Source organism: Stenotrophomonas sp. 2YAF22 (assembly GCF_052114665.1).
Taxonomy (GTDB): domain Bacteria; phylum Pseudomonadota; class Gammaproteobacteria; order Xanthomonadales; family Xanthomonadaceae; genus Stenotrophomonas; species Stenotrophomonas indicatrix.
This window is the reverse complement of the sequence record NZ_JBFRFE010000083.1, coordinates 1-10048: the sequence shown is the minus strand read 5'-3', so window position 1 is coordinate 10048 and position 10048 is coordinate 1. Positions and strand designations below refer to the sequence as shown.

Annotated in this window: 9 protein-coding genes; 3 read left to right on the top strand and 6 right to left on the bottom strand. The window is 65.0% G+C overall.

Features of this window, described 5'->3' with window-relative positions; genetic code table 11:
* Positions 1 to 66: 66 nt before the first annotated feature.
* Positions 67 to 813: an SGNH/GDSL hydrolase family protein gene (locus AB4Y84_RS05445; protein ID WP_442244360.1), complete on the bottom strand. Its 747-nt coding sequence runs from the start codon at positions 811 to 813 to the stop codon at positions 67 to 69.
* Between the two features lie 95 nt (positions 814 to 908).
* Entirely contained in the window at positions 909 to 1877 is a 969-nt protein-coding gene (locus AB4Y84_RS05440; RefSeq protein ID WP_312107852.1) for a DUF2268 domain-containing putative Zn-dependent protease, read from the bottom strand.
* Positions 1878 to 2017: 140 nt separating this feature from the next.
* Here AB4Y84_RS05440 and AB4Y84_RS05435 point away from each other — a divergent pair, with 140 nt between their 5' ends.
* Positions 2018 to 3001 carry a hypothetical protein gene (locus tag AB4Y84_RS05435; RefSeq protein WP_312786039.1) on the top strand — a complete coding sequence of 328 codons (984 nt, stop codon included), beginning with the start codon at positions 2018 to 2020 and terminating at the stop codon, positions 2999 to 3001.
* A gap of 13 nt (positions 3002 to 3014) precedes the next feature.
* Here AB4Y84_RS05435 and AB4Y84_RS05430 read toward each other — a convergent pair whose 3' ends face one another.
* From AB4Y84_RS05430 to AB4Y84_RS05415, 4 genes are all read right to left on the bottom strand, one after another.
* The gene (locus AB4Y84_RS05430) at positions 3015 to 3338 is read right to left on the bottom strand and encodes a hypothetical protein (RefSeq protein ID WP_442249852.1); all 324 of its coding nucleotides are present in this window, start codon (positions 3336 to 3338) and stop codon (positions 3015 to 3017) included.
* A gap of 136 nt (positions 3339 to 3474) precedes the next feature.
* On the bottom strand, positions 3475 to 4236 hold the full coding sequence (locus tag AB4Y84_RS05425) for a hypothetical protein (protein WP_442244337.1): 762 nt from the start codon (positions 4234 to 4236) through the stop codon (positions 3475 to 3477).
* Between the two features lie 121 nt (positions 4237 to 4357).
* Complete coding sequence (locus AB4Y84_RS05420) at positions 4358 to 6820, bottom strand: S9 family peptidase (RefSeq protein WP_223495599.1); 2463 nt, start codon at positions 6818 to 6820, stop codon at positions 4358 to 4360.
* Between the two features lie 155 nt (positions 6821 to 6975).
* Positions 6976 to 7311: a hypothetical protein gene (locus tag AB4Y84_RS05415; protein WP_025876944.1), complete on the bottom strand. Its 336-nt coding sequence runs from the start codon at positions 7309 to 7311 to the stop codon at positions 6976 to 6978.
* A gap of 760 nt (positions 7312 to 8071) precedes the next feature.
* On the opposite strand from AB4Y84_RS05415, the gene AB4Y84_RS05410 reads away from it, so the two are divergent.
* Both AB4Y84_RS05410 and AB4Y84_RS05405 read left to right on the top strand, forming a co-directional pair.
* On the top strand, positions 8072 to 8578 hold the full coding sequence (locus AB4Y84_RS05410; RefSeq protein ID WP_312786037.1) for a hypothetical protein: 507 nt from the start codon (positions 8072 to 8074) through the stop codon (positions 8576 to 8578).
* A gap of 13 nt (positions 8579 to 8591) precedes the next feature.
* Entirely contained in the window at positions 8592 to 10022 is a 1431-nt protein-coding gene (locus AB4Y84_RS05405; RefSeq protein WP_394196531.1) for an XVIPCD domain-containing protein, read from the top strand.
* Positions 10023 to 10048: the final 26 nt, after the last annotated feature.

Sequence of the window (10048 nt, the reverse complement as noted above, 5' to 3'; positions counted from 1 at the left end):
GCTGGCCGGCAACCCGGTGGTCATGCAGATTGAGGTTGCCGGCCAGCGACCGGCACTACCCCAATCTCAGCGCTTGGGCGCGTTCGCCCGTGCGCGTTTGATCGCCGCCTCGGCCAGCGGTGCCATCAGCGCATAGCCCTTCGCCGTCGGATGCACGCCATCGATTGCCAACTGCGCATCCAGTCCGCCGGCACGGTTGGCCATCGGCGTGTAGTAGTCCAGATAGACCAAGCCCCGCGCATCAGCCTGCCGCTTCAACGCAGCATTCAATGCACGCACCTTGGGTGCAGGTGCTATGCCCGGCATCCACGGGTACTCGCTGACCGGAAGCACCGACGCCAGCACCACCGCGATGCCATGCGCTTTCGCCAGATCCAGCATGGCCTGCAGGTTGTCCTCGATCATCGCCTGCGTGGATGGGCCGGTGTTCCCGGCGATGTCATTGGTGCCGGCCAGGATCACCACCACATTCGGGCGCAGCGCCAGCACATCCTGCGAAAAGCGCACCAGCATCTGTGCGGTGGTCTGCCCGCTGATGCCGCGATTGAGGTAACCCTTGCCGGGGAAGAACGTGCTGCTGCCTTCCTTGCCCCAGCCCTCGGTGATCGAATCGCCGAAGAACACCACACGTGACTGGCCGTCCCGTGGCGCGGGCAATGCAGCATTGGCTGCGCGGTACTTCTGCAGCTGCGGCCAATCGGACAGACGCTGCTGCATGAAGCGCACTTCGTCTGGCTGCACCTGCTCCACTGGCTTGGTCAGCAATGGATTGCTGGCCGCCTGCACCAACACTGGCGCGGCCAGCCCCGCCATGAGCGATCCGGCCAGCAGCCAGGCCAGTGAAGTCCTCCTGCGCATGAGCATCCTCCGTTGTCGACCTGGGGCAGTCTAGCGCGGCCTGCCAATGGTCACTTGGCCGATGCAGCCGCCCTTGCCGCCACACCCGTCACCTTGGCCGGCATCCACATGCCTGGCGTCCAGCCGCTGGCCTGCAGGATCGCCTTCGGGTTGTCCTGCTGGATCAGCGCGCGCACGGCATCGCGCTTGTTGCCGGCCTGCAGGTAGTACGCCTTGGCGATGCGGTAGCCCACCCAGTAACCCAGGTCGTAGGGCTCCTGCGAACCCGGCGTGTGGTTGTACAGCCAGGGCGTCAGATCGGTGCTGTCCACGTCCAGCGCGAAGGCGCTTTCGATATGCACTTCCCTGCCCCGCGTCCAACCGGCATGCCGGCCATTGCCAACGTTGCCGGAAATCAGCTCGGCGATGAACTCGGCGATCCCCTCGCCCAGCGACTCGCGCAGCACCGTCGCCCGCGGGTCGCCTGCTTCGTACTCGCTCACACCGGTCTGCTGGATATGCACATACTCATGCGCGATCACGTGCACGAAGCGGTCCTGCGCATTGGCGTTCATGAATTCGGCGGCGCACAGTGCTTCCAGGCCGATCACCACCCCATCGGGATACGTCATGCCCACCGGCTTGCCGCGCCCAACCACGATCGCCACCGGCGGAAACTTCGCCTGCGGATAGATGGCCTGCAGATTGGCGAACACCTGCACCAGTCGCTGCCGCACTGCCGGCAACTCCGCCAGACAGGCCCGCCCATTCGCATACACCGCAGGCTCGCGCGCCATTGCTTCGGCCATGCGCTGGGCGGTCACCCGGCGCAGCTTGGCGAACTGGGCCAGGCTCGGCGTGCCCTGTGCCAGGTACTGCTCAAGCTGGGCCACGCTGGGCTTGCCGCCAGCGGCCTCGTACAGCGCGTAGAAACGGGTGGCATCGGCGGTCAGGATTTCCGGTCCCGACACCGCCGCCTGGGTGGCGCCGATCACCCCGCCGAGGGCCAGGGCAAGCAGGCAGCGCAATGACACGAACATGGCTCCGTCCTTGGTGGAGTGCACGCGAAGCGCGCAATCTACCACCGCGTCGGCGCATGCGCTGCCGTATCGTGCAACGCCCTCCCCTGCTGTGCCAGACTCGCGGCGAGCGGCTGCCATGGAAGCAAGGGGAAGACAGGATGATGATCGTTCCAGCCTACTGGGCCGAAGCCCGTCTGCAGGACAGGTACAGAGGCCGCCCGGTGGTGGTACGCCGGTTCGGCTGGTCCGACGACGACCAGGACACCGCGCAGGCCCACGCCGATGCACGTGCACGCGAAGCGCTTGATGCCATCCTCAGCGGCCAGTCCGTGCCGCGTCGCGAGCGACGGACCAACTACGGTGTCGAAGGCATCCCGATCCGCGAGCAGATCGTGCAGCGCAGGGATGATGTCATTGTCACCCGCAACAGTTACGGCGCGCTGTGCCTGAACACCCCCGATGTGCTGTTTGCGGATATCGACCACGTGCCCACTCCCTCAGGCTGCGCATTGCCGCTGCTCGGTGCGCTGGGGCTGCTGGCGGCCGGTGCGCTGATCGGAGGTGCGCTGGGCAACTTCAATATCGGCCTGGCGGCCGGCGGCATTGCGATGGTGGTGGTCAACCAGATCCTGTCGGGGCGGCGCAAGCGACGGCTCGCCCGGGCCGGCGGCGTCGAGGGCATCGCACTGCAGCGCGTGCAGGCGTTTGTCGAGCACCACCCCGACTGGCACCTGCGCGCTTACCGCACCCCGGCCGGGCTGCGCATACTGGCGATGCATGCCACGTTCGAACCACAGGATGCGCAGGTGCATGCCTTCTTCAAGGCGTTGGGCACCGACGCGTTGTATGCACGCATGTGCACACTGCAGCATTGCTTCCGTGCGCGGCTGACACCCAAACCGTGGCGGCTTGGCATCATCGCGCGCATCCGCCCGCCGGTAGCGGCCTGGTCGGCCGAGCAGGCCAGCAACCCCGACCGCCTGGCGTGGATCGCCGAATACGAAAGGGAAAGCGCCGGCTTCGCTGCATGCGCCTATGTCCGCAGTTTCGGCGATGAGCGCCGCGTGGATGCCAAGGCCGAACGCGTGCGCGACCTGCATGACCGGATGTCGCGTGCGCTGGATAACCTACCGCTGGGCTGAGTGCGCGTCCTGCTCAGCGGCCACCCTGCACGAAGGGTTGGCCCGCCAGCGTGGTTCCCACCTGCAGAGCAACCTGCTGCCCATCCTTGGCGAAGGTGCTGCTGCAATTGTTGCCGCCCTTCTGGCAACCCACTTCCGGGAAACCGTCCAACACTTCGGCCGCGTCGCGTGGCGGGCTGGCCTGCCATCCTGCGGCATCAAGAAGGCGCTTGGCCTTGCTGTAGGGCATGCCGGMAGTGATGCCCAACGCTGCCAGCTCAGCCGGCAGCGGCTGGGCGAATGCAATGCCCGGGACAACGGAAATCGACAGCGATACGGCGAGGATGAAGGCCTTCATGGAGCGAACCCGTAGCGGACATCAGATGCGCAGCGTACCGCAGCTTTGCGGCCGATCCATGCCTTTATCACAGATGGTTACGCAACACCCACAGGGGGATACCTGGACTGGATGTGCCGTCGCAGTCCCCCCCTGTTCATGGCCCGGTCGTGCACTTCAATGCCTCCAGCTCAAGCTCCTGTTTCAAGCGAAGCTGCAGCCAGGTGCTTTTGAAGCGGGCACGTGTTGCCTCCCCCTCTGGCAGCAACCGGGTCAACGCGTCACTCAGCGCGGGGCGCCACTGATCCGGCGCGAGCGACAGTGATCGCTGATTCACCTGCCCACTAGACAGCTGCTTCCATGGCAACATCAAGGCCTTCTGCGATCTCGACAGAAACACCACGTCAGGCTTGCCCTGGCGCTTCACCGTTACCGACATCACCGGATAATCGTCAGTCCACGCCACCCCGTCCCCCCTGAAGTGCTGCTGCACCCGCTGGTGCAGCCCCTGGACAGTCAATGTCCGACGGGCCCACGCCTGCTGATCGGCGAAGGTGCACGATGCCGGAGGCATTGAAGTCAGTTTCGGATCCAACTCCAGCATCTCGGCGCGATCGAGGCGGCCGGCAATCAGACTGATCGTGGCCTCCTTGGACAGCGGGGCAGCATCAATAGCCGCTTCGAACGCTTCGACCGCAGCAGCCCGCAATATCTGCTTGGGCAATTCCTGGCTTCCCGCCGAATCTGTGACACGAACACGCGTGGTGATTCCACGTACATCGCGCTCGATAAGCCAGTGCTCCGAAACACCTCCCCAACCGGACCAGTCGTAGGCCACATCGATGCGCATGGGCCCATCGGCTGCAGCAGCCATAGCGGCCGGACACAGGGCTACGACGACGAGAAACCAGGCCTTCATGACGCTCCTTGGAAAGCAGATTCTGTGGCACATGCAGCCTTCGTGCATAGCAACCGGRCATGGCTCGGTGCTACTGGACGCCTGAAACAGAAAGGCCGCCCCGGAGGGCGGCCTTGCCGGATTACTTCGCGTTCTTCACGTAGGTGTCGAACCAATTCAGCATTTCCGACACCAGCTGCTCGTTCGATTCCAGCGCGGTGTACCAGTGCGGCTCGTTCGGCAGCATCACCAGACGGGTGGTACCACCATTGCCGCGGATCGCCTGGTACAGCTTGCGCGACTGGAACGGCTCGGTGCCCGGGTTGGCATCGTCCTCGCCGTGGACCAGCAGCAGCGGCAGCTTGATCTTGTCGGCATAGAAGAAGGGCGACGCCTTCAGGTACACATCCTGCGCCTGCCATACCGAACGCCGCTCGTTCTGGAAGCCGAACGGGGTGAAGGTCTTGTTGTACGAGCCACTGGTCGCCACGCCGGCCTTGAACAGGTTGGTGTGGGCGATCAGGTTGGCGGTCATCAGGCCACCATGGCTGTGGCCGGTCACGCCGATGCGGTTGCGGTCCACCACACCCAGCTCCACGGCCTTGTCCACCGCCGCCTTGGCGTCGGCTTCCAGCTGTTCCAGATAGGTGTCGTAGGCGTTCTTCGGGTCACCCACGATCGGGAACGAGGCGTTGTCGATGATCGCGTAGCCGGCCAGCAGCATCAGGCGGTACGGCTGCAGACGGGTGAACGTCTGCTGCGAACCAGAGACCTGCCCGGCCTGCGCGGCATTGGCGAAGTCGGCCGGGTATGCGTACAGGATCGCCGGCACGCGCTGGCCTTCCTTGTAGCCCGGCGGCGTGTACAGGGTGAACGACAGGTCCACGCCATCGGCGCGCTTGTAGGTCACCAGGCGCTTCTGGATCTGCCGCACTTCCGGGGTCGGGTCGAGCAGCTTGGTCAACGCAGCAGGCTTGGACTGGAACTGTGCCTCGCCGGCCTTGGCATCGTTGATGCGCTCACCGAGCAGACGCACGAATGCGTTCGGCGGGTCCATCACCGACTGGTGCCAGGTCAGGAAGCGACCCGGTGTATTGCTGAACCCCAGGAACTGCTCGTACGCATCGGCATCACTGCGGAACAGGCGTTCGGTTTTCAACGTAGCCAGATCGAGCGCATCCAGGAACGGACGGTCGCCCTGCGGCGAGGCCCCCTGCCCGCGCAGGAACACGGTGTTGCCCTCCTGGCGCACCACCGGCGCACCGCTGGGCAGGCGCTTGAACACCAGGTTGCCCGGGTTGCCGTACAGCTCATCGCTGGACATGTCCCACAGCAGGCGACCTTCCTTCTTCGGCTGGTCCACATCCACGATGCGGGCCTGCATCCAGTGGCGGTTCTCGTCGTTCTCGAACTGGAACGACACGGCCGGGTCGGCCGACCACGCAAAGCCCTCGAAGCGCTGTGCAGTGCGGGCGATTTCCACCGGCTTGCTGGTGAACGGGGCCTTCAGCATCAGCACGCGATCGCGATGCGGYACGCTCACCTTCCAGTCGCCCTTGTCCAGCGCTTCGGCATAGACCAGGGTGGCCGGGTCGGTGGAGCGCCAGTCATAACCCCGCGGGCCTTCCGGCACACCGTGTACCGGCACGCGATCGGCCAGCGGCAGGCTGGCCAGAACCGTATTGCGGCCATTAGCCAGGTCCAGCACCGCCACATCGTTGGCGAAGCGCTGGTAGGTCACCGCATGCGAGAACGGCGCCTTCAGGGTTTCGGTCAGCACATGCACACCGTCGGGCGCGGCGTTGACGTCGTTGTACAGCGCGGGCTGGCCAACCGGGCGCACGCTGCCGGCAGCGGCATCGACCACCGCCAACTGCGAGGCACCGTAATAGGCGAACAGCTTTTCATCGTGCACGCTGGTCAGCGTGTCACGCGCTTCATAGGTACTGCTCTCCCCACTGCTGCCCAGCGACTCCTGCGCGTCCGGGCCGGTGGGCGTACCGCCGTTGGACGGCGCCGGGCCCTGGTTGGCCGGCACCAGCTTCACCAGCAGGTTCTGGCTGCCACCCAGCCACTGCACCGTGCTGCCGAAGATGGGGTTCAACTGCACGTTCGGCACCTGCTTTACCTGGCCGGTGGCGGCGTCGCCCACCCACAGCTGCACGCTGGTATCGACGGCATTCTGGAAAGCGAAACGGCTGCCATCGGCCGACCACTGTGCGCCACCTGCGCACCCCTGCGGGAGGTTCACCTTGGTGCTCTTGCCGCTGACGATCTCGACCAGGGTGAAGTCGGCCACACAGGCCGGAATACCATAGCCACCGGGGGTGTCGTGGCGGCTGCGGTTCTTCGGTTCCAGGCGCACGCCAGCCAGCTTCAGGTACGGCTGGGCGACGCGGGTGATGGACGGATAGGTCTGCGCGGTGGTCAGCAGCAGGCGCTGGCCGCTGGGGTCGATGTTCGGTGCCGGCGGCGGCGGCGCCTTGAGCACCTTGAGCAGGTGTTCCGGCGGCTTGGCGTAGTCGGCGAAGGCCGGGCCGGCGGCCAGCAGGCCGAGCGTGGCAACGGCAACGGCCGCCGCCAGAGAGGTACGACGGATGAGCATCCTTTTCCCCTGGGGTGTGAGTTGGGTACCCGCACGGCGGGCATGGGCCGAATCTAACACCCCCTGCCCACCGGGAAATGGGCCGGAAGGGCTAGTCGCCCCATCCTGCAAAGCGTGGCCCTGCCTGGCCCGGCCCCTCTCTGGATGCCCCTCGCCTACTGCCGCGCGTGCAACTCCCAGGTGGACAGATAATCGGGATCGATCACCGTCACCCCACTGGACCGCAACTGGTACTCACCCGGCGCAGCCGGCAGGTACTGGTCCAGCATGGGCGGCAGGTAGCGCTCATGGCCGTCATCGCCATCGGCCAGCACCAGCCCTTCTTCGGCACTGACCCTCAGCACGGTGCCGGCAAACTGCTCCAGCCCCTGCACCTGGCCATCGCCACCAAAACGGGTAACGCCCACCAGCACCAGCTTGCCAATCATCTGCGCGGCCTTGGCATCATCCAGATCCAGGGGCGGCAGGGCTCCTCTCGATTCGTTGCTCATCGTGCACCTCGGAAGCCTGCGTGGACATCGTGGACGAGATGCGCGCCCAGTGCTGCGAACAAAGCAGCGTCGTGGGGCGACTCGCATGCATGTAGTGGCTCTGCGCACTGCGGGATGCAGAGCCAACCATCGGTGCTCAACTCACGGAAGAATTCTGTCTGAGGCTGCATGAACCGCAGCAACGTCTTCAGCATGTCTGCCAACACCAGCGCACGCTGCCTGCGCGACAGGCTGGTTGCTGATGCGGTAGGTATACGCGTGAACAGGACTGTGCATCGCGGGCCTCCTTGCCGAGGGGAGTGGCCTCGCAGGACCACGTTCAACGCTGCGCAAATGTGCCGGAAACAAGCTGGCGGGTGTCGGTCGCGGGGAAGCGGCAGGGAGGCCTGCAATTCAAGGCCACGCCAGTGCTTGATCGACTCACGGCTGGATGCTGCCACCTCTCACGGAATGAGGAAGTGAAGAAAATTCCATGGCATGCAGAGCCGACTGCGCGCTGCCAGGGAGCGCCCGGCGCTGGCAACTCCGCCTGCAGCAAACACCGGAGGTTCTAATCGCCCGGCCCCGGTGCCAGCAATCGTCAATTCCATTTAACCTGTGATTCACCTGGCCCACTTTAGGGTCAGCGCTCAACATGCAAGGAACGCTTATGCTTGGGTACGCATTCACACGGCCGTGGACGATCGTCCTAAGTGCGGCCTCGCTCTGCGCCTGCGCACACGCGACTGACCATTCGTCGACTTCTCAAGGACCCGCTACCATGGCATCGACTGCCTCCGACGCCGCAACGCCGTCTGCGCTCACCGCAGACCAACTCCTGTTGCGCCTGCTGGATCTGATCAAGGACACCACCTCCACCCGTGAACTGACCCTTGAACGGGTATCGCAGGCCATGCAGGCGCCCGCGCAGAGTTTCGGCCCGGGGCACTTCGGCTACGGCGGCACGCTGACGCCGGAATGGAGCTACGGCCTCGAAATCAAGACGGCTGGCGCCGCCGATACGCGTCTCGATCTCAATTTCATCGACACCACCGCCGAGCGTAAAGCCAACGCATCGGCGATCTGTCAGGTCGACTTCGATCAGTTCGCCTCGGGTCTGCAGGCCGCGGGCTTCAAGCGTGAAACGATCCGCGGCGAGCACGGCCGCATCATCCATGACCGTTTCGATCGCCCGAACCTGAGCATCAAGGTCGACACGATGGCTGAGAATCCGACCCCGTCTGGCGAGCCGGTGCATGCCTGCGTCCGCCTTGTCACCGTGCAGTAAGGAGCACCGCACCATGCCTACGCTTTCAGCGGATACGGAACGCCTGCTGACCGAATTTGCAGGAAAACCCGATGTAACGACCGATCAGGTCGACAACCTTCGCAAGGCCATCGCCAACTCTCCGGCGCTGGCAGCCCAGGTCGACTCGGCCATCGCCGCCGGTCATCTGCAGCGCTTTGAGCTGCTGCCTGCCGACAGCAGTGTGGGCGGCGAGTACGACGGCGGCGCAAAGACGATCAGCCTGCCGGCATCCAGTCTGTCCACACCAGCGCGGGACAGGCACGACGCTGCAGAGCTGACTTTCGTACTGGGCCATGAGCTACAGCATGGGTTCAATGATGCAGCGACCGAACGAGCCTATAAGCAGTTTGATTCCGATATTGCAGACATTGCCGCACGCGATTCGACCCACGACTACACCCAGGCCATCGGCACCCTGCTCGCAGCCAACCGGCGCGACGAGGCATCGGCGAACATCGAGGGCTGGAACGCATTGGTAGGCATGGTCAAGACCGCCAACCCGGACGCCACGCTGGAAGATCTCTACAAAGCAAGTAACCGTGCAGAGGAGTTCGTGCGCGTGCAGCCCGGCCCGCCGATGACCTATGCCGCGCATCCGGACCTCACACTCAATGCAGACCTGAGCATGACCGCCACTGCCGCCAACATCGAGGGCATGGGCAAGCACTACTACGATGAAGGTGTGTCGTCGCGGCTGGGTCCCAACGGCAATTCGGACTACCAGAACTTCTACGCTGCTTATGCCATCGGCCGGGTCTGCGAGGAAGAGGCCAGGAACCCGGCACCCGATGGCATCAGCCGGATGTCGGTGAACATGGCAAAGCTCGGCCTGCAGGAAAGCCTGCTGGAACAGAACGGCCTGTCTCTGGGTGAGGGCACGCAGCCACGGCAGCCCTACTTCGATACCAGCACCTCGCCGTCCACGCTGCACTATTTCGACCACACCGAGGGCACTTACGCCCACGTGCCCATCACCGCGCAGGCGACCGCCACTCCCTCGGTCGAGGCCCACGCTGCGCCGCTGGCGGGCGGCAACGACCGCGCCCTGCACGACCAGATCCGCGGCAAGGTGGCAGAACTGGATGCCGCCAATGGCCGCAGCTTCGACGCCTCCAGTGAACGCCTGAGCGCAAGCCTGCTGGTGCTGGCCCGCGAGAACGGCCTGGACCGCGTGGATCATGTGGTGCTCAGCCGCCAGGCGGGAGATGTCGCCGCGGCACAGAACGTGTTCGTGGTGAAGGGCGCGCTGGATGATCCTGCGTCGCTGCGCGCATCGGCAGCTACGGCTGAAGCCGCGCAGCGGCCGGTGCAGGAAAGCCTGGACAGCCTCGCCCTCGTCAACCAGCGCCAGGCCGACCACGCCTCGCAGGAACAGACGCGCCAGCAGGTGCAGGAACAGCAGCGCAGCGCGTTGTCGCACTGAGGTCAGGGACGGCGCCGGGCATCGCC

Excerpts from the sequence above, each read along its gene's own strand:
- AB4Y84_RS05445 (WP_442244360.1), bottom strand. The coding sequence starts at position 813 with ATGGCGGGGCTGGCCGCGCCAGTGTTGGTGCAGGCGGCCAGCAATCCA.
- AB4Y84_RS05440 (WP_312107852.1), bottom strand. The coding sequence starts at position 1,877 with ATGTTCGTGTCATTGCGCTGCCTGCTTGCCCTGGCCCTCGGCGGGGTG.
- AB4Y84_RS05435 (WP_312786039.1), top strand. The coding sequence starts at position 2,018 with ATGATGATCGTTCCAGCCTACTGGGCCGAAGCCCGTCTGCAGGACAGG.
- AB4Y84_RS05425 (WP_442244337.1), bottom strand. The coding sequence starts at position 4,236 with ATGAAGGCCTGGTTTCTCGTCGTCGTAGCCCTGTGTCCGGCCGCTATG.
- AB4Y84_RS05415 (WP_025876944.1), bottom strand. The coding sequence starts at position 7,311 with ATGAGCAACGAATCGAGAGGAGCCCTGCCGCCCCTGGATCTGGATGAT.
- AB4Y84_RS05410 (WP_312786037.1), top strand. The coding sequence starts at position 8,072 with ATGGCATCGACTGCCTCCGACGCCGCAACGCCGTCTGCGCTCACCGCA.
- AB4Y84_RS05405 (WP_394196531.1), top strand. The coding sequence starts at position 8,592 with ATGCCTACGCTTTCAGCGGATACGGAACGCCTGCTGACCGAATTTGCA.